Source organism: Acinetobacter sp. (genome assembly GCF_049284435.1).
Lineage (GTDB): Bacteria > Pseudomonadota > Gammaproteobacteria > Pseudomonadales > Moraxellaceae > Acinetobacter.
Genome location: NZ_JBAPXX010000153.1, coordinates 1 through 21852 on the forward strand (window position 1 = coordinate 1; position 21852 = coordinate 21852).

18 protein-coding genes and 1 pseudogene are annotated in these 21852 nt (G+C 45.1%); 13 read left to right on the plus strand and 6 right to left on the minus strand.

The annotated features are described in order from the left end of the window. The 6 genes and pseudogenes from WAK81_RS13315 to WAK81_RS13340 all read right to left on the minus strand — a co-directional run. Positions 1-398 (minus strand): annotated as a pseudogene (locus tag WAK81_RS13315) (hypothetical protein); the annotation flags it as partial. After that, the gene (locus WAK81_RS13320) at positions 395-1402 is read right to left on the minus strand and encodes an isopenicillin N synthase family dioxygenase (protein WP_422197472.1); all 1008 of its coding nucleotides are present in this window, start codon (positions 1400-1402) and stop codon (positions 395-397) included. The pseudogene WAK81_RS13315 and the gene WAK81_RS13320, both read right to left, overlap by 4 nt. A gap of 77 nt (positions 1403-1479) precedes the next feature. Further along, a complete protein-coding gene (locus WAK81_RS13325) occupies positions 1480-2361 on the minus strand; it encodes an ABC transporter ATP-binding protein (protein ID WP_422197474.1) in 882 nt (293 codons plus the stop codon). Then, the gene (locus WAK81_RS13330; RefSeq protein WP_422197476.1) at positions 2361-3305 is read right to left on the minus strand and encodes an ABC transporter permease; all 945 of its coding nucleotides are present in this window, start codon (positions 3303-3305) and stop codon (positions 2361-2363) included. The genes WAK81_RS13325 and WAK81_RS13330 overlap by 1 nt, the downstream gene beginning before the upstream one ends. Before the next feature lie 247 nt (positions 3306-3552). Further along, positions 3553-4569, minus strand: coding sequence for a CmpA/NrtA family ABC transporter substrate-binding protein (locus WAK81_RS13335; RefSeq protein WP_422197478.1), 1017 nt, complete (start codon positions 4567-4569; stop codon positions 3553-3555). Positions 4570-4579: 10 nt separating this feature from the next. Continuing rightward, positions 4580-5158: an ANTAR domain-containing response regulator gene (locus tag WAK81_RS13340; RefSeq protein WP_070154220.1), complete on the minus strand. Its 579-nt coding sequence runs from the start codon at positions 5156-5158 to the stop codon at positions 4580-4582. A gap of 503 nt (positions 5159-5661) precedes the next feature. Here WAK81_RS13340 and nirB point away from each other — a divergent pair. From nirB to WAK81_RS13405, 13 genes are all read left to right on the plus strand, one after another. Further along, the gene (gene nirB, locus WAK81_RS13345; protein WP_422197481.1) at positions 5662-8208 is read left to right on the plus strand and encodes a nitrite reductase large subunit NirB; all 2547 of its coding nucleotides are present in this window, start codon (positions 5662-5664) and stop codon (positions 8206-8208) included. Between the two features lie 24 nt (positions 8209-8232). Then, positions 8233-9843: a nitrite reductase small subunit NirD gene (gene nirD, locus WAK81_RS13350; protein WP_422197483.1), complete on the plus strand. Its 1611-nt coding sequence runs from the start codon at positions 8233-8235 to the stop codon at positions 9841-9843. A gap of 182 nt (positions 9844-10025) precedes the next feature. After that, entirely contained in the window at positions 10026-12803 is a 2778-nt protein-coding gene (locus tag WAK81_RS13355) for a molybdopterin-dependent oxidoreductase (protein WP_422197485.1), read from the plus strand. Beyond that, positions 12800-13426 (plus strand): molybdenum cofactor guanylyltransferase, encoded by a 627-nt coding sequence (mobA, locus tag WAK81_RS13360; RefSeq protein ID WP_422197487.1) that lies wholly within the window; start codon positions 12800-12802, stop codon positions 13424-13426. The genes WAK81_RS13355 and mobA overlap by 4 nt, the downstream gene beginning before the upstream one ends. A gap of 230 nt (positions 13427-13656) precedes the next feature. Then, the gene (gene moaA / locus WAK81_RS13365) at positions 13657-14682 is read left to right on the plus strand and encodes a GTP 3',8-cyclase MoaA (RefSeq protein ID WP_422197489.1); all 1026 of its coding nucleotides are present in this window, start codon (positions 13657-13659) and stop codon (positions 14680-14682) included. A 2-nt stretch (positions 14683-14684) separates the two neighbouring features. Then, positions 14685-14951, plus strand: a complete 267-nt coding sequence (locus WAK81_RS13370; protein ID WP_422197491.1) for a MoaD/ThiS family protein — start codon at positions 14685-14687, stop codon at positions 14949-14951. A gap of 1 nt (position 14952) precedes the next feature. Beyond that, complete coding sequence (locus WAK81_RS13375; RefSeq protein WP_422197493.1) at positions 14953-15492, plus strand: molybdenum cofactor biosynthesis protein MoaE; 540 nt, start codon at positions 14953-14955, stop codon at positions 15490-15492. A 68-nt stretch (positions 15493-15560) separates the two neighbouring features. Continuing rightward, positions 15561-16484, plus strand: a complete 924-nt coding sequence (gene moaCB / locus WAK81_RS13380) for a bifunctional molybdenum cofactor biosynthesis protein MoaC/MoaB (protein WP_422197495.1) — start codon at positions 15561-15563, stop codon at positions 16482-16484. Next, positions 16481-17722 carry a molybdopterin molybdotransferase MoeA gene (locus tag WAK81_RS13385; RefSeq protein ID WP_422197497.1) on the plus strand — a complete coding sequence of 414 codons (1242 nt, stop codon included), beginning with the start codon at positions 16481-16483 and terminating at the stop codon, positions 17720-17722. Before moaCB ends, WAK81_RS13385 begins: the two co-directional genes overlap by 4 nt. A gap of 47 nt (positions 17723-17769) precedes the next feature. Then, on the plus strand, positions 17770-18534 hold the full coding sequence (gene modA, locus WAK81_RS13390) for a molybdate ABC transporter substrate-binding protein (protein WP_422197499.1): 765 nt from the start codon (positions 17770-17772) through the stop codon (positions 18532-18534). A 6-nt stretch (positions 18535-18540) separates the two neighbouring features. Continuing rightward, a complete protein-coding gene (gene modB, locus WAK81_RS13395) occupies positions 18541-19224 on the plus strand; it encodes a molybdate ABC transporter permease subunit (protein WP_422197505.1) in 684 nt (227 codons plus the stop codon). A 1-nt stretch (position 19225) separates the two neighbouring features. Further along, positions 19226-19867, plus strand: a complete 642-nt coding sequence (locus tag WAK81_RS13400) for an ATP-binding cassette domain-containing protein (RefSeq protein ID WP_422197501.1) — start codon at positions 19226-19228, stop codon at positions 19865-19867. A gap of 330 nt (positions 19868-20197) precedes the next feature. Beyond that, positions 20198-21547: an MFS transporter gene (locus WAK81_RS13405; RefSeq protein WP_422197503.1), complete on the plus strand. Its 1350-nt coding sequence runs from the start codon at positions 20198-20200 to the stop codon at positions 21545-21547. Positions 21548-21852 lie beyond the last annotated feature (305 nt).

Genomic DNA, 21852 nt, shown 5'->3' on the forward strand with positions numbered 1-21852 from the left:
ACCTGCTGGCGCCAGTCTTCGACATAGACATTGCTTGGAGAAAATTCCAGAATGCAGTTGCCAATCGCATGCAACTTGGCTGGTTCCGGCCACTGCACATGATTCTGGTAATTGGCGTAGTCTTTCACTTCCCAGGACAAGAGTTGGCTGGCGCTATCCCAAAGCGTATTGCCAATCCAGCCTTGGCGTTCCTGAACAGCAGTTCCCGTCTGGCTTTTTAAACGAAGATCAATGGTAAAACTGCGCGACTGGAACCAGTACACAATGGTATTTTCATCGGTCAGGCCATTATAAAAACTGATACTTTTACGCCGAAATGCCCCATATAAAAAGCGCGGAATAATCTCTGGCTGAGAAGTCACAGGCTTTAAGTTTTTAATTACTTCAAACAGATTCATGATGCTGTCTCCGCCTGTTCTTCAAGTCCAAAAGAGGAAAGTGGTACAGCATTTTTTAAGACCAGTTCACCGCTAGCAATGCGCTGTTTTAAATATTGAAAGGTCTGAGCGGTCTGATTAAACAGATGCTCACCCCCGATCAGGGCAGAATATTTGGAATTTTCAGTGTGAATCACCGGTTCAATCACGGTGTCATAATTGCAGGCGCAAAACAGCGGGAATGAATAACGTTCTTGCGAGACCTTTTTCACGCGGTGCTTGGTGGCGAGATATTTACCATTCGACAGAATTTCCATCATGTCACCGATATTCATCACCAGGGTATTTTCAATCAGGGGGATGTCGATCCATTCACCCGCTTTATTCAAAACCTGTAAGCCGGGTGCGGTTGGTAACAGCAAGGTAAAGCATTCGTAATCGGTATGTGCGCCAATACCTTCGGCATCTTGCACTTCCGGATTATAGGGATAATGAATCAAGCGTAGCTGACTTGGTGCATCAGTAATTTTGCTTTCAAAAAAGTCCTCACGAACGCCCAATGCCAGTGCAAAAGCAGAAAAAATCTGCTGGCTGATCTCACGCAGATGGCTGTAGTATTGGCTGACAATAGACTTGAAATCCGGATGGTCTGGCCATAAGGTAGGCCCAAGTAAAGGACAGTCTTTTCTTACCCCCTGATAATCATAATTGACATCATAGGCTTCTTTTAAATCATAACTGTTGCCGGCAAACTGTTCTTCGCCAATCGGCACATAGCCACTATGGTTTTTTGATTTTCCAATATAGTGCAGCATTTTGGTGTCCAGATCCTGAGAAAAATAGGACTGGGCCATTTCAATTAGGGCTTTGGCGTAATCAAAATTAAACTGGCTACCTTGCAGATAGAGAAATCCGACTTCTTTACAGGCATGATCCAGAGCATGAGCAACTTCTATACGATCGGTTAAATTCGGACTTTCCAATTTTGAAATATCAACCAGTGGGAGTACATATTGCGCTTGCATGACAATCACCTCTAATGTTGGTCGTCCAACACAGCGATTAAAACCTTCGGGTCGTCCCAAAGGCATTTTGAATAAGATTATTTATTGCTGCTGACCTTGGTCATACGCGGAATGATCGGCAGTTCTGCCAGTGCCGGATCCAGTTCATCTTCTTCAGCATGCACCAGATAATCGACACGTTGTCTTAACTGTTTAAATTCAGGACTAAGCATGACGTCTGGATGGCGTGGACGGGGTAGATCAACTTCGATAATTTCCTTGATTTCACCCGGATTGGCTTTAAGCGCCACAATCCGGTCGGCCAAAAGAATGGCTTCATCCATATCATGGGTCACAAAAATGATGGTGATATCAATGTTTTGCCACAGGTCCATCAGGTGGCGCTGCATTTTTTGCCGGGTATGCGGATCAAGTGCCCCAAAAGGTTCATCCATCAACAGGATTTTCGGTTCATTGACCAAAGCCCGAGCAATCGCGACACGCTGTTTCATCCCGCCAGACAGCTCATGCGGATACTGGTTTTCATACTTTTCCAGACCAATAATATTGATCCATTCACGTGCCTGCGCTTCTGCCGCTGCACTACTTTGGCCTTTCATACGCGGGCCAAACATGACATTTTCCTTGACGGTTTTCCATGGAAACAGGGTATAGCCCTGGAACACCATGCCACGCTCCGGACTTGGACCGGTAATTGGCTGGCCATCCACCAGAATCTCACCACTGCTATAAGGATCCAGACCGGCGACTACACGACTAAAGGTAGACTTTCCGCAACCGGAAGGCCCAATCACACAGATGAACTCACGTTTATGAATTTTCAAATTTAGTGCATTTAAAACCGTACGTTCGGTTTTGCCATGACTAAATTTTTGCGTCAGTTGCTTTGCTTCGAGAATCACCGGACGGCTATAAATCTTGTTAAAGTATTCGCGGGTATTAAATTCAGTGTTTTTCATCAGTTAGCTCCCGGTTTCCATTTAAATAAGCGTTGACCCAGTTTCATTAAAATCACATCACAAAGCAGGCCAATCACACCGATAATCAGGATAGCGGCGAAGACATTGGGAAAGTTTTGATAGCGTGCTTGCTGGGTAATGAACCAGGTAATTCCGGAGGTACTGCCGATCAGTTCAGCCACGATCAGATAAGTCCATGCCCAACCCAGCAGCACTCGCAGATTACGGTAAATTTCTGGCATGGCCGCTGGAATCACCACATGCAACAGGCTTTTCAGTTTATTAGTGCCCAGGGTAAAACCGGCTTCAATCAGGCTGCGATCGACCAGACGTGTGGTATTGGCAATAATCAGGATCTGCTGGAACAGGGTTCCAATCACAATAATGGCAATTTTTGGTGCATCATTAATTCCGAGAATTGCGACTGCCAGTGCACCAAAGGCCGGAGCAGGCAAATAACGGAAAAATTCAACAAAGGGTTCGGTCAGCTGGGAAATTTTATTTGAAAAGCCACATAAAATACCGAGTGGAATACCGACCAAGGAAGAAATAAAGAACGCAGTAAACACTAGTTTGATACTGTGCCACAGACTTTCATGAAACCAGGGTGCATTGGCCTGAGCCGGCTCCGTGGTAAAAGCTGTGATCAGTGCAATCGCAACTTCATGTGGTGCAGGCAGATAAATCGGGTTGACCAGAATACCTTGCGGTGGAGTAAGACCCTGATCTACCGCAGACTGAGCAACAGAAAAAAACAGGTCTTTATCAATACGACTCTCGACCTGTAAATAGGCAACACTACCTGAATCAGTAATCTGGACTTGTGGATGCCAGATAAATGGCAAATAACTGACTGCACACCAAATTAGAATTGGTATTAAAAAAGACCCCAAGCCAAACAGCAATTTATTTCTTTGACTGAGTTCACGTGCAACGTAACTCATAGTGTTGCCCCTCAATATTACAAATTTTATAAAACGTAATACTGAATAAGCAAAATGGATGCCATTTCATCCCAAATCATGAAATGACTCTTAAAAGGATTTATTTTGATAGAAAAAATTAGCAGACAACTCTTAATCATATTCAAGAAGTTAGATCAGAATACAGAGATTTTTAATCATTTTCTGGAAAAATAAACTCAATAAAAAAAGACCTGAAAAATCAGGCCTCTTGATTCAGTAGTATCATTTAGCCAACAATGCCTGCATGCTGGTTGTGTAAGCTATAGATGCACTGCTGCGCAATCTGTTTTTTCTCGGCTGCGGTCATTTCAAGATCTTCCCATTTTTCCATCTGCTGCAAGAGCCAGATAAAATCATCGACTTTCGGTTTAGAACTTTCCCCAACAAAATTCCGGATAATATTCTTGATCTTGTAAAAGTCATAGACATGTCGCTGGGCGGAACATTCAAACTGAATAATCTGATAATCCACCAGCATGTTCCATACGTCTGATAAATCACTGCGCTGCTTTAAATCATTTTGCGCTTTTTGTACTGCCTTGACCAATGCTTGCACGGTGAATGGATGCTGTTCTGCCCATTCCTGGGTCATGGCCAAGACTTTGTCGGCAACTTTCGGAATGATATTCTGGCTCGCGGCAACGATAAAGCTATAGCCTTCAAGTTTGGCCTGAATATTCCAGGGTTCTCCCACGCAAAAGCCATCAAATACCTGTTCCGAGATTCCTTTTACCATAGAAGGCGGTGGAGAGGTCATCAGCTGGATATTTTTGGCCAGTTGTGGATCAGTCAGGTCCAACCATTCTTTTAAGCAGTAATGGTGAATCGAATATTTATAGACATAGGCCAGATTGATGGGATGATGCTGTTGTAGAGCCTGCACCAGTTTCTTTGAGGTGCTTTGTTCATCATCCCCTGGCTGGATGCCGAGTTCATAACACAGATCTTGGCGCAGGCTAATAAAAGCCTGATTTACGCTCAGTACTAGAGGGGTTTGCAAAACCACTTGTAACTGGTCTGTGCCTAGGGCAGCAGCGGGCAACATGGCGGACAGACAATGGGCAGCATCCAGAAAGCCATAAGCCAGACGATCACGCAAACTTGACCAGGAGGCCTCGCGGATTAAATTGATTGTTAAGCCTTGCTCGGCAAAGTAGCCCTGTTTTTCGGCCCAGAGAATGGCGACACAATCAAGTAAAGGAATATAACCAATATTGAGTTCAGTTTTTTCTAATGTGGACATATGCTTTTCCTTATTGGCCCAGTAACAGCTTCTGTGCATCCAGTAAGCGTCTGGCCATTTCACCAATGGTAATCCGGTGACTCATGGCATTTTTACGCAATAAAGCAAAGGCTTGTTCTTCCGTTAAGGCATGTAGCTGGATGAGCAGGGCTTTGGCTTTGTCGATATCTTTACGGTCAATCAGCTTGTCCTGGGTTTCTTTTAAATCGTTCAGCAGCTTTTTATGCTTGCGAAACTGTTCAATTGAAATTTCCAGAATGCTTTCTAATTTGGTGGGATCAATACCATCGACAATATAAGCCGTGATTCCGGCATCAATTGCACTTTTGATGGTGTCTTTATTGGAGTTCTGGGTAAACAGCACGGTGGGAAGTTCATATTGGCTGACACAGCTTTCAATAATATCCCGATGCGGATGATCCATATTCAGCAGGATCACATCCGCATGAATGCCTTTGACATGCACCATATTCAGGTCATTCAGGATTAAACAGGCCACCACCTGAAAATCATGTAAAAGCAGGGATTCCTGGATGAATTGGGCGCGCTCCAGATCATCATCAATAAGAGCAATTCGTAATTTGGACATGGAATATTTTCAAGTAAGGCCTAAGGAATATTCAAGCAGGATTAAAGCAAAAAACATGCCATCAAATCGGTGCATAAAATTTCGTTTTTCTGTTCAATTTAGTGCACAGCTTTGGATATTTCAGCTGATAGCTGATCAAAATGAAGTATTTGGATAGATCATCTGCCTGAAACAAGGCATTTTTCTATTGAAAAAGTTGGCACGGTTTCTGCTTTTATTAAATTGTCAAAGATGACTTTCAATACTAACAACGGCCAACGATGTCCGTTCTGATCGTAATTACATTCTTAAAAAATGTGATTGGTATTTCGTTCAGCACAGGATAAATGACATGGTCAGTTGTTCAGCAATACAAAACGCACAAATGTTTCACCCCTTCCTCCAGCATTACAAAGCGCTGGGTCGCGGTATTTACAACATATTCAATCAGCAGACATATCAATGCCTAGACGTGATATGTGGCTTTTTATCATCTTTAAAAAAACAATAGTTGGAGTGCAGATATGAAAATTCTCATGATTGGGCATGGCATGGTGGGGCATAAATTCATCGAATCTGTACTGGAACAGGCTGGTGATGACATTGAGCTGACCATTTTGGCAGAAGAGCCGCATTTAGCTTATGACCGGGTACATTTGACCGAATATTTCAACGGCAAGTCAGTCAAGGATCTGAGTTTATGTCGTAGTGATTTTGCCGATGCCTATGGCATTGATTTGCGACTTAATACCAAAGCAGTTGAAATTGATCAGCTCAATAAAACAGTCATCACCAGCCAGGGTGATGTGCTGAATTTTGACAAGTTGATTCTGGCTACCGGTTCTTATGCCTTTGTACCACCGATCCCGGGAAATGACCGTCAGAATTGCTTTGTCTATCGCACCATTGAAGATCTGGATGCCATTCGCGCAGCCAGCTTGAATGCAAAAACCGGCGTGGTGATTGGCGGCGGTTTATTAGGGCTTGAAGCAGCGAAGGCTTTGCGAGATCTAAATCTGGAAACCCATGTCGTAGAATTTGCTCCGCGTCTAATGGCGGTTCAGATTGATGATCTGGGGGGGCGGGTACTACGCTCTAAAATTGAAGACCTTGGTGTCAAGGTCCATACTCAAAAGGCCACGTCGAGTATTGAAGATGGTGACAACGCTCAGCATATAATGAAGTTCGGAGATGGTTCGGTACTTGAAACCGATATCATCCTGTTCTCGGCCGGTATTCGTCCACGTGATGAACTGGCGCGCCAGAACGGTCTGCTGATTGGTGAGCGTGGCGGCATCATTATTAATGATTATTGCCAGACCTCACATCCGGACATTTATGCCATTGGTGAATGTGCACTTTGGGACAATAAAATTTATGGTCTGGTTGCACCGGGCTATGACATGGCGCGTATCACGGCGAAACATGTACTGGGCCAAGAGAGCCATGCATTCGCTGGTGCCGATATGAGCACCAAGCTCAAACTAATGGGTGTGGATGTTGCTTCTATTGGTGACGCACATGCCATGTCCCCAGGTGCTTTGAGCTATTTCTATGCTGATGAAGCCGCGCAGGTTTATAAAAAAATCGTGGTGTCAGCAGACAAGACCAAGCTGCTGGGCGCGGTGCTGGTGGGCTGTGCCAAAGAATATAGTGATCTTCTACAAATGATGCTGAATGGTCTGGCTGTACCGGAGCAACCCGAAAGCCTGATCATGCCGGGCTTTGATCAGGCAACTTCCAAGTCAGGTGGCAGTGGCATCGATTTATTGCCTGACAGCGCGACCATCTGTTCCTGTAATAACGTTTCCAAAGCTGATATCTGTTCAGCAATTGATGGCGGTGCAACTTCATTGGGTGCACTGAAAAAATGCACCCAGGCTGCAACGGCGTGCGGTGGCTGTGCGCCACTGGTAACGCAGGTTCTCAAATCTGAATTACAGCGTCAGGGTGTCACGGTGAACAATTACCTGTGCGAACATTTTGCCTATTCGCGTCAGGAACTGTATCACCTGGTACGTGTGCATGAAATCAAGACCTTCTCTGACCTGATTCAGCAACATGGTCATGGGATGGGCTGTGATATCTGTAAACCGACTGTAGCCAATATTCTGGCATCCTGCTGGAATGATTTTGTTCTGAAACCAAGTCATGCCGGTTTGCAGGATAGCAACGACTACTATCTCGGCAATATCCAGAAAGATGGTTCCTATTCGATTGTGCCGCGTGTGGCAGGTGGCGAGATTACCCCGGATGGCCTGATTACCATCGGTCAGATCGCCAAAGATTATGGTCTATATACCAAAATCACAGGCGGACAACGAATTGACATGTTTGGTGCACAGGTACATCAACTGCCTGAAATCTGGGAAAAACTGATTAATGCCGGTTTCGAGTCCGGACATGCCTACGGCAAATCCTTACGTACGGTGAAATCTTGCGTGGGCAGTACCTGGTGCCGTTTTGGAGTCGATGATTCTGTCGGCTTGGCGATTTTCCTGGAGAACCGTTATAAAGGCCTGCGTTCACCACATAAAACCAAAATGGCAGTATCTGGCTGTACCCGTGAATGTGCAGAAGCACAGAGCAAGGATGTCGGTGTCATTGCCACGGAAAAAGGCTGGAATCTATATGTATGCGGAAATGGCGGTATGAAACCGCGCCATGCTGAACTGCTCGCCTCGGATCTGGACACCTCCACCCTGATCAAATATATCGACCGCTTCTCTATGTTCTATATCCAGACGGCAGACCGTCTGCAGCGCACCAGCGTATGGCGTGACAATATGGAAGGTGGGCTGGACTATCTGAAAGATGTCATTGTACATGATTCACTGGGTATTGCTGCTGAACTGGAAAGCCGTATGCAGCATGTGATTGGTACTTATCAGGATGAATGGCGCACCGCGATTGAAGATCCTGAAGTACGCAAACGCTTTAAGACTTTTATCAATGCCAAAGCAGCCGAGCAGAATGACCCGCATATTCAGTTTGCACCTGTACGTGGCCAGATTCGTCCAAAGACAGAAGCTGAACGTGATCTAAACCGTATTCCAGTGGTTGAAGCCTAAATACCATAGTCAGGGAGAATGAAAATGACAATTTTAAAAGACATGAACGAACTGAACTGGTACGAAGTCTGCAATCTGGATGAGATCACCCCGAATACCGGTGTTACAGCCCTGATTGAAGACCAGCAGATTGCAATTTTTCGCGTGGGTCAGGAACAGCGGGTTTATGCACTCAGCAATCAGGATCCGTTTAGTCTGGCCAATGTCATGGCACGTGGCATTCTGGGTGATCTGCAAGGTGAGCGTGTAGTCGCATCCCCAATTTACAAGCAGCATTTCAGTCTGGTCACCGGCCGTTGTCTGGAAGAACAAGACCAGAAATTACTGGTATTTCCAACCCGAATTGAAAATGGCAAAGTTCTGGTGAGTCCAACCGCACAAAAGACTTATATTTCCAGTAATGGTCAAAACACAGAGCGTTTAAAACTGGTACTGGTCGGGAATGGGCTGGCGGGTATGCGCTGTCTGGAAGACTTGCTGGATATGGCGCCAGATCGTTATGACATTACCGTAATTGGGGAAGAACCATGGGGCAATTACAACCGGATCATGTTGTCACCGGTATTGTCTGGTGAGAAAAGCTTTACCGAAATTATGCTGCATTCAGCCGACTGGTATGCCGAAAAAGGCATTCGATTCATCGCTGGAGATGCTGCCATCTCTATCGACCGCTCACGCAAACAGGTTCATACCGGAAAAGGCGAAGTCGTTGCTTATGATCGTCTGATCCTCGCCACTGGTTCCATACCCTTTATACCGCCAATTCCAGGTACTGAACTTGAAGGCGTGATTAGCTTCCGGGATATTCAGGATGTTAACCGCATGCTGGATTACTGCAAAACCAAGCAAAATGCCGTCGTGATTGGAGGTGGGTTGCTGGGCCTTGAAGCAGCTTATGGCTTGAAACAACAGGGGATGAATGTGACTGTGCTACACCTGATGGACCGTATTATGGATCGTCAGCTGGATATGAAAGCCAGTCAAATGCTGAAAAAATCAATTGAAGACAAAGGTATCCGGATCATTACCGAAGCCAGTACCGAAGAGCTGCTCGGTATTGATGGTCACGTGACTCAACTGCGTTTAAAAGACGGGACAATGCTGGATGCCGATTTGGTGGTCTTTGCCGTCGGGATTCGCCCAAATAAAACCCTGGCTGAACAGGCTGGCCTGCGCTGTAATCGTGGGGTGCTGGTGAATGACACCATGCAGACCTATGATCCGAGTATTTATGCGGTGGGTGAATGTATTGAGCATCGTGGCCAGACCTTTGGACTGGTTGAGCCATTATGGGGACAGGCCTTTATCTGTGCGATGCATCTGGCTGAACATGGCCGACTGACCTTTAAGGCACCGACTGTTCCGACCCAGCTCAAGGTCAGCGGATGTGATGTCTTCTCGGCAGGTAATTTTGAACCTCAGGATGATTTTGAAGATATCGTGCTGAATGATGAAAAACGTCAGATTTATAAACGGATTATTATCCAGCAGGACAAGGTCATTGGTGCTGTGCTATTTGGCGATACCGAAGATGGGGCTTGGTATGCAGAACTGATTGCAGGCCAGACACCAATTAGTAATATCCGCAGCAAACTGCTTTTTGGTCGGGATTTTGCATTAAAAAAGGCAGGGTAATCGGATAAATCTCCCCCAACCCCTCTTTGAAAAAGAGGGGAACCTCCCTCCTTTGCTAAAGGAGGGTTGGGGAGGATTAAAGCTTTTGAGACATAGAAAAAATTTAAATCAAACCTGTAAAAGCTAGATATCAGAGATTTGGCGAGAAAATTGAATTTGGATGATTAAGGAGCACAGCAGCAATGAATAGTCTTCCGGTTATGGAACTACATAGCTCTACCGAATCCCAAATAAAAACCACTCAGACGACCTGTCCTTATTGTGGAGTAGGCTGTGGTGTCATCGCGCACGTAAGCCAAACCCCGATGGGTGAAAAGGTTCAGGTTGAAGGCGATGTTCAGCATCCTGCGAACTTAGGCAAGTTGTGTATTAAAGGCAGTCATCTCGCCGATACACTTGGCTTAAAAACCCGGCTTCTGAATCCGATGACAGGTCGAAAAGAACAGCGGCAAATAAGCACTTGGGATCATGCCATTTCAAGTATTGCCAATAAATTTCAGCAATGTATTGATCAGTATGGACGCGACAGCATCGCCTTTTATGTCTCCGGCCAGCTTTTGACTGAAGACTATTATGTGGTGAACAAGTTTGTAAAAGGCTATCTCGGTACTGCCAATATTGATACCAATTCAAGGCTGTGCATGTCATCTGCTGTGGCAGCACATAAACGGGCTTTTGGCGAAGACCTAGTGCCGGCCAGCTACACAGATTTTGAGCAGACAGAAATGGTGGTTTTGGTGGGGTCCAATACTGCCTGGTGCCATCCGGTACTTTATCAGCGCATCATGAAAGCCAAGGAAGAGCGGGATTTATTTGTGGTGGTGATTGACCCACGTTTTACCGCAACCTGTGAAGCGGCAGATTTACACTTACCCATTTTACCAGGTCAGGATGTTGCGCTGTTTAATGGCTTGTTGCAATATCTTCAGCAAAATGGCTATGCCGATCTAGATTTTGTTACGCAACATACTCAAGGTCTGGAGCAGGTGCTTGCCAGCAGCTCGACAGAGTCATCGATTGAAAGCGTGGCTCAACGAACCGGTATTGCTATTGAAAAATTAACCTTATTTTTTCAGAAATTTGCCCAGACCGAAAAAATCATGAGCCTGTTTTCCATGGGCGTAAACCAATCCTCTCAAGGAGTAGACAAGGCCAATAGCATTATCAATTGTCATTTATTGACAGGAAAAATAGGCAAACCCGGTTCGGCACCTTTTTCCATGACCGGACAACCGAATGCGATGGGCGGTCGGGAGGTCGGTGGGCTGGCCAATATGCTGGCCAGTCATCTGGATTTGGATAATCCGCAGCATCAGCAACTGGTGCAGGATTTCTGGCAAAGCCCGGTCATCGCGCGGCAGCCCGGATTAAAAGCAGTAGATTTATTTCAAGCGGTGGAAAGTGGGAAAATCAAGGCCATCTGGATTATGGCCACCAATCCGATCGTAAGTTTGCCTGATGCAGATCAGGTCAAACGCGCTCTGGAGAAGTGTGAATTTGTGGTGGTTTCCGATATTTGTCTCGACACCGATACCACGCAATATGCCGATGTACTGTTACCGGCACTGGGTTGGGGCGAAAAAGATGGCACAGTCACCAATTCGGAGCGACGTATTTCACGGCAAAAGGCTTTTTTGCCGGCTCCGGGTGAAGCTAAAGCAGACTGGTGGGCCATTTCTCGGGTGGCTCAGGTCTTAGGTTTTCGCGGTTTTGACTTTAACAATAGCCATGACATTTTTCTGGAACATGCCCGTTTATCTGCCTATCAGAATAGTTCGCTTTCGCAACGTGAAGATACCCCCAATTTTCGCTATTTCAACCTGCAAGGTTTAACTCATCTCGGTTTTGCGGAATATCAGAATCTGACACCGATCCAGTGGCCGGTCTGGGATAAGCAAGAAGTTCATCAGGTTGGTCAATTATTTAGCCAAGGCCAGTTTAGTCATACTGATGGCAAGGCCAGATTGGTGCCAACGGTTGCAGCCGATCCGGTACATGCTATTTCTGCTGAATATCCGCTGATCCTGAATACAGGTCGGATTCGCGATCAATGGCACACCATGAGCCGTACCGGATTATCTGCCAGTTTATCCCAGCATCGTGCCGAGCCTTATTGTGAGCTGCATCCGCAAGACGGGCTGAAATATGGCCTGAAAGATGCTGAGCTGGTCGAGGTGAAATCCGCTTGGGGAAGTTGTGTGCTCCGTGTGCAATTTTCACAAAATATGCGACGTGGCGAGATTTTTGCACCGATACACTGGAACGACCAATTTGCGTCCGATGCGCGGATTGGCAAAGTGGTGAATCCGGTAGTTGACCCGATTTCCGGCGAGCCAGAATTTAAGCATACTCCGGTGATGATCCAGCCATTTTATACCCAGTGGCAGGGTGTGCTGTATGTACGGGAAGGCTTTGAACAACAGATCCAGACCATGATTGAAAATACGGTGTGGTGGAGCAAAATTCAAACCACTCAGGCCATCCGTTATGAACTGGCAGACCGGCGCCGTTTTTCTGAGATCACCGGGCAGATCAAGAGCCTGTTAGCCTTTGATGATGAAAGCTTTGAATGGCTGAACCTCGAAGATCAAACGACGCATATCAGTCATAGTGTGGTGCTTCAGGATGGCCAGTTAATTGCCAGTTTTTATATCGCACCGGCGGCGCTATTGCCAGATCGTAACTGGGCGGCAGGCCTGTTTAGACGTGAACGTCTGAGTGCATTGCATCGTAAAGCATTGCTGGCAGGTCAGGCCATGTCGATGGGAAATAGTGAAGGGCCATTGGTCTGTAGCTGTTTTAAGGTCGGTAAGAATCGAATTATTCAAACCATTACAGATAAAAATATCACGCATGAAAAACAGGTAACCGCATGTCTGAAAGCCGGAGGAAATTGTGGTTCATGCTTGCCAGAAATTAGAGGCCTGATTAAGGCCTGCCAGACGGAGTGCATAGAATGAAAAGAAGAGTGATGAAACCGGTGTCCTATCCAAAAACCGAAGTGGTGATTCTGGCCGGCGGTTTAGCGCGGCGCATGAATGGCATCAATAAATTACTGCACAAATTTGATGATGAAATCCAGCTCATTAAAATTCATCAGCAGCTGAAGTCCCGGGCAAGCAAAGTCTGGGTCAATAGCCACCGGGATCACTCTATTTATAAGCGGATGATTCCTTCGATCGACTTTTATCAGGATGACGAGCCCGGTTTTCAGGGACCATTGATGGGTATGAAAAGTGCCTGGTCACATGTGCAATCTGATTATGTGTTGTTTGTGCCTTGTGATGTGACCTATATTCCCAAAAAGGTCATTTCACGTTTACATCAGGCCCTGCAACGACACCCTTTATGTGAAGTAGCGGTGGTTGAAATAAATGAAAAGGCATTGTTTCCATTCTGTCTGATGAAACGCAGCAGCTTACCCACTCTTATCCAACATCTTGAACAGGATCAGCGTAGTTTAAAACTCTGTTTTTCTGATTTGCACATGCAGCGGGCAAGCTTTAAAAATCGTGCCCTGTTTTTTCACAGTATTAATTCATTTGATGAGCTACAGCAGCATCAACAGCTTAACTTTCTCTAGCGTTTAAAATGTTAAAAGCCGAATTATCATATTCTGGCTCACCAAAATATTGCTTTTTTTATTTTTCGAGCAAACTTTCGGACTAAAAAAGAACAAATATTATCCATTAATATTAATTAAAAATAAATTTGTGCAAAGTTGGAACACTTATTGCTCATTCATTGTGAAGAAATAGGGCAGTAAATCAAGACTGTTAAATAACCGTGCAGATCTCATCATGGACCGCAGCAATGAACAGCACGACAGCTTTAGCACCTCACAGTATCTTTCAGGATCAGTTTGGACGCCAGAAACGTAAGTTGCGGATCTCGGTGACTGACCGCTGTAATTTCAAATGCAGCTATTGTATGCCTGAACATCCGGAATGGATGAATAAAAAAGATTTGCTCAGTTTTGAAGCCCTGTATGCTTTTTGCGAGTTTATGGTGCGACACGGGATTGAGCAGATCCGGGTGACGGGGGGCGAACCGTTGATGCGTCAAGGTATTGTTCATTTTATTGCCCGTTTACAGACGCTGAAAGCTATTGGCCTGAAACGTATTTCCATGACCAGTAATGGCCATTATTTAAAAGATTATGCCCAGGCGCTTAAACAGGCAGGACTGGACGATCTGAATATCAGTCTGGACAGTCTTGATCCAAAGCAGTTTCAGCAACTGACCCAAAAACAGTTACAGCCTGTACTTCAAGGCATTTCTGCCGCGCAGCAGGCAGGGTTGTCCGTCAAGATCAATAGTGTGCTGATCAAAGGCATCAATGACAATCAGATTATTCCTCTGGTGAAATGGGCACAGCATCAGGCTGTAGAACTGCGTTTTATTGAGTTTATGCCCCTCGATGGCGATCAGAAATGGAATCCGTCTGATGTCATCAGTGAGCAAGATATCCTGGATCAACTGAAAACCGAATTTGATGTCCAGATATCTCAAGGTCAAGGTGCTAATCCAGCCCGTGGCTATCTGGTCAATGGGCAGCCTTTGGGGATTATTTCCACCATTACCCATTCATTTTGCGGTGATTGTGATCGCCTGCGCCTCAATGCTCAAGGTGAATTTTATAACTGTTTATTTGCCAGACAAGGCCTGAACCTTAAAGCAGATATCGAACAACTGGCGCTGGATCATTTCGCCACACAGACATTTCAGCACAAGCTCCACGCTTATATCTGGCATAAAGAAGCCGGTTTTCATGCGATCCAGCAATCACCAATACAAAAGCCGATCCGAAAAATCAGCATGCACAGCATTGGAGGATAAATATGTCACTCACTCGGCAAAAATTAATTCATATCAAAATAGAAGCCTTCGGTGCGATTGAACGTCAACTTCCTGCAGATTTGAGTTTGCAATGCGAATCTGAAATTCAGGTTTCTGCAGTCCTGAACCAGTTGCTATCCCTCTATCCTGATATACAGCCCATGCTGGAACGCTGCGCCTGTGCAATCGGTGAAGACATTATTTCCAGACAGAATGTTTTAAATCGGGACAGTACGCTGGTGCTGTTATCGCCGGTAGCAGGAGGCTGAGATGCAACTCAAACTACTAAAACAATTTGCCCGAATCCAGCAGACTGCTTTTAGGATCGAGGATTTTGATGGTATTCAGCATTTTCCGGAATGTGGTGGAATCGGCATCTTTGTCGGAACAGTACGTAACCATCATCAGGGGAAATCTGTGCGTGCCCTGAAATATACTGCCTATGCGCCTGTGGCTGAAAAAATGATTCGTGAAATTGAACAGCAGATCCAGACCAAATACCAAATGTCTTATGTGCGGGTGGTGCATCGAACTGGAGAACTGGGGATTGGGGAAACAGCCATCATTGCTATGGCTTATGCGGCCCATCGTCGTGAGGCCTTTGCTGCCTGTGAGGAAGCTGTGGAACGGGTGAAGCATGAAGTTCCGGTCTGGAAAGAAGAATTTTATACGGATGGTAGCAGTCAATATATCGAAGGCTGTTGTATCCGAAAAGATCATGGACCTGAAACTAATCACTCTCATCATGTAGAAGATGCGGATTGTCACCATCACCATGTAGCACACGCTTGCCAATCACCATCTAATTAAATGCGTCCAATGAGGACGCATAACGTGAATTACTTTAAACAGATTTTAAAATTAGCACAGGACGAATCATGAAAAATGTAGGGATGAAAGCAGAAAGTTACCGTACAGCAATTGCCACAGGAATCCTGCATGCACCGCCACATTGCATTGAGTTACTGCGTAATGGCAATACTGAAAAAGGTGATGCCCTGAAAACAGCACGTATTGCCGGCATTATGGGTGCAAAACGGACCGATGAGCTGATTCCACTATGCCATCCATTACCGATTTATCGTGCCGATGTGGAATATGAACTGTTTGATGCGCATGTCGAAATTATTGCTACCGTTGAAACCATTGGACCAACCGGTGTGGAAATGGAAGCTTTGACAGCGGTCAGTCTGGCAGGTCTGACCTTGTATGACATGCTGAAACCGCATTGTGAACCTGAAGATTTGTCGCTGGATCAGTGCAAGTTGCAGCAGAAAAAAGGTGGTAAATCACATTTTACCCGCGTACTTAAAGAGAGTCTGTCTGCTTCAGTTATTGTATTGTCCGATACGGTTGCAGCAGGCAAAAAGCCGGACACTGCCGGGCAAAACGTACTGAAAATTTTGCAAGAGGCTAATTTTGACTCTATCAATTATCAGGTCATTCCCGATAGCCCAGAACAGCTCTTGACCCTGATTGAACAGCAAAAAAATCAGTATCCGCTGATTCTAACTGTGGGGGGCACTGGCTTGGGTCCTAAAGACCTGACGGTCGAAACCCTGCAACCTTTGCTGCAACGGGAAATTCCCGGCTTGATGGAAGTTTCACGTAGTTTTGGGCAAAAACGTACACCTTATGCGGCATTAAGTCGTGGCGTGGCTGGCTATATTGAGAACAGTCTGGTGATGACCTTGCCGGGAAGTCGGCAGGGTGCGAAAGAATCCCTGATCGCGGTACTTCCGGCTTTGGTGCACTTGTTTGATGTACAAAAAAATATTCCACATGCGGGAGGCTATCAATGAATCAGGCACTATCGCATTCAGCCTGCGGTGCTGAGCCGGGACTGATTTCTGTTGATCAGGCACTGCAGATGTTACTAGAGCAGACGCATGTCTTGGCAATTGAAAGCCTGCCGCTTACTCAGGCTCTGAATCGCTATCTGGCAGAAGCGATTGATTCGGCCATTCCATTGCCGCTGTTTTCACAAAGTGCTGTAGATGGCTATGCGCTTTGTAGTCCAGAAAATGTTAGTGCTCACAGCACTTTTGAACTAATTGGAGAGATTCGGGCAGGGCAAAGCACTGAAATTGAACTGCGACCAGGTCAGGCGGTCCGGATTTTTACCGGTGCCAAGATTCCAGTAGGAACTACAACGGTCGCCCGTCAGGAAATTGTCGAATGCCATGCCAATCAAATCCTCATCACAACAGACTTAAAACCCCATGCGGATATACGTGATGCAGGCGAGGAAATTGCACAAGGGCAGCGTCTGGCAGATGTAGGACAAAAACTGCATGTGGGTGCAATTGCAGCTTTAAGTATGGCAGGCCTGAAGCAGGTTTTAGTCTATCGTTATCCTAAAATTGCTGTTGTGATTACTGGAGATGAAGTAGCTTCTAGCATTGAAGACCTGAATTGCGGAAAAATCTTTGATGCCAATGCACCACTGATTCAGGCCTGGTTTCAATCACAGGGACAAGAGGTTGATATTTTGCATGTGCCAGATTGTGAGTCCGAACTGCAAGTATTAATGCATCGTCTTAAACACCAATACGATGTCATCTTGACCACAGGCGGGGTTTCGGTAGGTGATTATGATTTTATTCGCCCTGTTGCCTTGAATCAGGGTTTTGAGCAGATTTTCTGGAAAGTGAAGCAGAAGCCCGGAAAACCGATGTTATTTGCTAAGTATCGTCGAGATGATCAAGGTTACTGTTATATCTTGGGTTTACCGGGGAATCCGGCTGCCGTGTATGTCGGGATGCAAATCTATACGGCAACTTTACTGAATGCCTTACAAGGGAAAAAGCAGTCGCCTGCATGGCTCAGTGCGGTCATGACGCATGATTTAAAAGCGGATGCACGTGAACGCTTTTTAAGAATGGCTGCCGAATTTGATCAGGGCACTTTAAAGCTCAAGAGCCTGGCAAAACAACAGTCACATATGTTGAGTAATCTGATGCAGGCCAACTGTCTGGTGCGCATTCCGGCCGGAACAGAAATCCAAGCCGGGCAAGTGGTACAGGGTTTGCTGATTTGAAATGCCTGTCGCAATTCTCAACATTTGAACCACGCAGAATGAGAAAGATGAATTTATTCAAAGTTCTACTCACTGGCATGCTATTGACTAGCTCCATGCTGCATGCCGAGACAGTTAAAATATATGCTGCAGCCAGCCTGACCAATGCAATTACTGATATTTCTAGATTATATGAGCAACAGCATCGGGACATCCAGATCGTTCCGGTTTTTGCTGCATCTTCAGTATTGGCGAAACAAATTGCGGCGGGAGCCAGCAGTGATCTGTTTTTCTCTGCAGACCTGGACTGGATGAATGATCTGATCAAGAAACAAAAAATCCAGGTGGGGCAGAGTAAACCTTTGCTCTTGAATGAACTGGTATTGATTAGTCCTGTTCAGCAAAAAAATCATTTTAAAATGTCAGCCGACTTTAATTTTGCTAAGGCCTTTCAGGGTTATTTATGTACCGGGCAAATGGAATCGGTACCTGCTGGAAAATATGCCAAGCAAAGCTTAACCCGGCTGGGCTGGTTGAATCCGCTTCGGGGCAGAATAGTCGGTACGGATAGTGTCCGTGCAACCTTGGCCTTTATAGAACGTGGCGAATGTCAGGTCGGCATTGTGTATAGGACCGATGCCTTAATGAGTAAAAAAGTCAGAATTTCGGGAGTATTTCCAGCCAGTTCGCATCGTCCGATTGTGTATCCACTCGCTTTAACCCGGCAAGGTCAGAAAAATCAGGCAGCAATTCAGTTTTCTGAATTTATCCAGACGAGCGCACAGGCCAGACAAATTTTCCAGAAATATGGTTTTAAGCTCAAGGCTCCATGACTGATGATGCTCACACCAGAAGAACTGAGTGCCTTGATGCTTTCAGCCAAAGTGGCGGGCTTTGCCACAGCGGTGTGCTTGCCGTTTGCCATTGCCGTAGCATGGCTGCTGGCACGTTATGAATTTAGAGCCAAATTTCTCGTAGAGGCGATATTGCAGATGCCTATGGTGCTACCGCCCGTAGTACTGGGCTATCTTCTGCTCCTGCTGTTTGGCCATCAGGGGATGCTGGGACAATATCTGCATGCATGGGGAATTCAACTGGTATTTAACTGGAAAGGTGCGGTACTGGCAGCAATCATTGTGGCATTTCCTTTAATGGTTCAACCAATTCGCTTGTCTTTTCAAATGATCAACCGGCAATTAGAACAGGTGGCAGGATCTCTGGGCGCTGCACCATGGCGGGTATTCTGTAGCATTAGCCTACCTCTGGCTTTGCCTGGAATTTTAATCGGCAGCATTTTATGTTTCAGTCGCAGTCTGGGAGAATTTGGTGCCACCATTACCTTTATTGGTAATATTCCAGAAGAAACCCGCACGATTCCCATCGCTATTTATAGCCTGTTGCAACAGCCTGATGGAGAAAGCATGGCTATGCGTCTGGTCATATTATCTCTGATTCTGGCTTTTTCAGCCTTGATTGCAAATTACTGGATCATGCAGAAGTATCAACGTAAATTGGAAGCTTAAGATGCTAAAGTGTGATTTTCAGTTTAATTACGCAAATTTCCAGCTACAGGCCAATCTGGATATGCAGACGCAATTGATTGGTATTGTGGGAGCATCAGGAAGTGGAAAAAGCACTTTTTTAAAAAATATTGCAGGGCTATTAAAACCATCACAAGGCTTTATTTATTTTCAGCAAAAAATATTATTTGATCATCAGCAGAAGCTGAATATTCCTGTTCATCAAAGAAAAATTGCCCTGATTTTTCAGCAAGCCTTACTGTTTCCGCATCTGAATGTCATGCAGAATTTGAAATATGCAGAACAGCTAAACATAAAAAATAAAGGTCAGCAGAAATTTCTTTTTGAAGACATCGTTGAGCTACTTGAATTAAAGTCTCTGCTTCGGCATCGGGCGCATCAACTTTCTGGTGGACAGGCACAGCGCGTTTCTATTGGACGTGCACTTTTATCTTCTCCCGATCTATTACTTTTGGATGAACCTTTAAATGGACTGGATCAAAAGCTGAAAAACCAGATTTTACCCTTTCTGAAAATTGTGATTAATCAAACAAACTTACCCATGATTTATGTGACTCATCATGTAGATGAAGTGGCGTATTTACAGGCACAGCTGCTGCATTTTGAAAAGGGAAAAATTATTTGATCCAGCACTGCACCGATTTAAACCAGCAATGACTCCGAGCAGGTCATCCTCTCACTGTTTTTCTAATAATGCTTCAGAAGATATCTATTTTTCTCTCTATTTTTAAAAAATAAAAGTCTAATTCAAGAGTTTGAATATAAATTATTTTATATAAAACAATATCTTATTTTATTTTTAAAATAATCTGGCATGACCTATGCATATATCTGCTTAAAGTCAAAGAAGACTCTACATTTGTATGACGGCCAATGACGTCCGTTCTGATCGTTACTGATATGCCTCGGCATCACAGTGACTTAAATACGTTCAGTTCTGGTAAGGAAAATGGCTATGTCTTCAAATACAAGTCTCAATAAAGCAACAAAAATAAGTCTATTTAACTTCAGTACTTCAGCGATGCGGGCCTTCCATATGAGTTGGCTCGCTTTTTTTGTCTGTTTTTTTGCATGGTTTGCCTGTGCTCCCTTAATGCCCGTTATTGCCGGTGAATTCAGCCTGACCAAAGAGCAGATCGCCAATATCAATATTGCCGCAGTCGCCATTACAATTCTGGTGCGTCTGATCGTGGGGCCGCTGTGTGACAAGTACGGTCCGCGTAAAACCTATACCGCCTTACTGATTATTGGCAGTATTCCGGTGTTTGGTGTGGCGTCGGCCAACAGTTATGAATCTTTCTTGTTTTTCCGTTTATTGATTGGCGCAATCGGTGCCAGTTTTGTTATCACCCAATATCATACCAGTATCATGTTTGCGCCAAATGTCGTGGGAACTGCAAATGCGACTACAGCAGGTTGGGGTAATGCCGGTGGCGGTGCGACTCAAGCCTTGATGCCTTTAATGCTAGCTGCTTTGGTCATGTTCGGTATTGAGCAGGCGATGGGATGGAGAATTGCACTTCTGGTTCCAGGTATTTTGATGATTGTTGTCGGTGTACTGTACTGGAAATTCACCCAGGACTGTCCACAAGGCAATTTTAAAGAACTCCGTGCACAAGGCATCTCAGTCGGTAGCGATAAAAAAGGCGGCCTTGCGATCTTAATGCATGCCGCGCGTAACTACCGCGTCTGGATTCTGTTTGGTGCTTACGCAGCCTGTTTTGGTATTGAAATTTTTATCCATAATATTATTGCCTTGTACTTTGTCGACAACTTCCAGTTTGGTCTAAAAGAAGCGGGGATGGCTGCCGGAATTTTTGGTTTACTGGCGTTGTTTGCCCGTGCCTTGGGTGGCATTGTTTCGGATAAAGTCGCCATTCAAAAAGGTTTGGATGGTCGAACCAAAGTCTTGTTTGCCTTGATCATGCTGGAAGGTCTGTTTCTTATTCTGTTTTCGCAAATGAACAGCGCGACCTTGGCTATTATGGCGATGACCATCTTTGCCTTGTTTACTCATATGGCATGTGGCGCTACCTATGCACTGGTGCCTTTTATCGACCGTGATGCCTTGGGTGGTGTGGCTGGTATTATTGGAGCAGGTGGGAATGTCGGCGCAGTTGCTGCGGGGTTCCTGTTAAAAGGGATGCTGGATATTCAAACTACTCTGATGGTACTGGGTGGCTTGGTGGTGATTGCTGCAAGTTGTGTGTTGATGATCCGTTTCTCTGTCGAGCATAAAGAAAAAGAACAGCTTTTATATGAACAGGCCGTGACTGAACGTCATCTGGCGGAAGCACAGCAATAACGCTACATTCCTGATTTAAAATGAATCGATAAAAAGGATAGCAATATCCTTTTTGTTGTTTTGGTGGGCTAAATAATAAAATGATGAACTATATATTCATGATGGGAAATTATCATTTAAAAAGGACAGGATGATTGAATTAATCGGATAAACAATAAAAGTATTTATAGTTTATATGGGCTTTGTTGCACAAAGATTTAAAGATTAGATTTACCCTAAGCGACTCAGGTTTAAGTGACAACTTGGGTATGAGGTCGGCCTAATTCCGTAAATATATTTAATACGGCTACACGAGCATGAATCTC

Bases quoted from the DNA above. Each gene is read 5' to 3' on its own strand.
- WAK81_RS13320 (WP_422197472.1), bottom strand. From the start codon at position 1,402: ATGCAAGCGCAATATGTACTCCCACTGGTTGATATTTCAAAATTGGAA.
- WAK81_RS13325 (WP_422197474.1), bottom strand. From the start codon at position 2,361: ATGAAAAACACTGAATTTAATACCCGCGAATACTTTAACAAGATTTAT.
- WAK81_RS13330 (WP_422197476.1), bottom strand. From the start codon at position 3,305: ATGAGTTACGTTGCACGTGAACTCAGTCAAAGAAATAAATTGCTGTTT.
- WAK81_RS13335 (WP_422197478.1), bottom strand. From the start codon at position 4,569: ATGTCCACATTAGAAAAAACTGAACTCAATATTGGTTATATTCCTTTA.
- WAK81_RS13340 (WP_070154220.1), bottom strand. From the start codon at position 5,158: ATGTCCAAATTACGAATTGCTCTTATTGATGATGATCTGGAGCGCGCC.
- nirB (WP_422197481.1), top strand. From the start codon at position 5,662: ATGAAAATTCTCATGATTGGGCATGGCATGGTGGGGCATAAATTCATC.
- nirD (WP_422197483.1), top strand. From the start codon at position 8,233: ATGACAATTTTAAAAGACATGAACGAACTGAACTGGTACGAAGTCTGC.
- WAK81_RS13355 (WP_422197485.1), top strand. From the start codon at position 10,026: ATGAATAGTCTTCCGGTTATGGAACTACATAGCTCTACCGAATCCCAA.
- mobA (WP_422197487.1), top strand. From the start codon at position 12,800: ATGAAAAGAAGAGTGATGAAACCGGTGTCCTATCCAAAAACCGAAGTG.
- moaA (WP_422197489.1), top strand. From the start codon at position 13,657: ATGAACAGCACGACAGCTTTAGCACCTCACAGTATCTTTCAGGATCAG.
- WAK81_RS13370 (WP_422197491.1), top strand. From the start codon at position 14,685: ATGTCACTCACTCGGCAAAAATTAATTCATATCAAAATAGAAGCCTTC.
- WAK81_RS13375 (WP_422197493.1), top strand. From the start codon at position 14,953: ATGCAACTCAAACTACTAAAACAATTTGCCCGAATCCAGCAGACTGCT.
- moaCB (WP_422197495.1), top strand. From the start codon at position 15,561: ATGAAAAATGTAGGGATGAAAGCAGAAAGTTACCGTACAGCAATTGCC.
- WAK81_RS13385 (WP_422197497.1), top strand. From the start codon at position 16,481: ATGAATCAGGCACTATCGCATTCAGCCTGCGGTGCTGAGCCGGGACTG.
- modA (WP_422197499.1), top strand. From the start codon at position 17,770: ATGAATTTATTCAAAGTTCTACTCACTGGCATGCTATTGACTAGCTCC.
- modB (WP_422197505.1), top strand. From the start codon at position 18,541: ATGCTCACACCAGAAGAACTGAGTGCCTTGATGCTTTCAGCCAAAGTG.
- WAK81_RS13400 (WP_422197501.1), top strand. From the start codon at position 19,226: ATGCTAAAGTGTGATTTTCAGTTTAATTACGCAAATTTCCAGCTACAG.
- WAK81_RS13405 (WP_422197503.1), top strand. From the start codon at position 20,198: ATGTCTTCAAATACAAGTCTCAATAAAGCAACAAAAATAAGTCTATTT.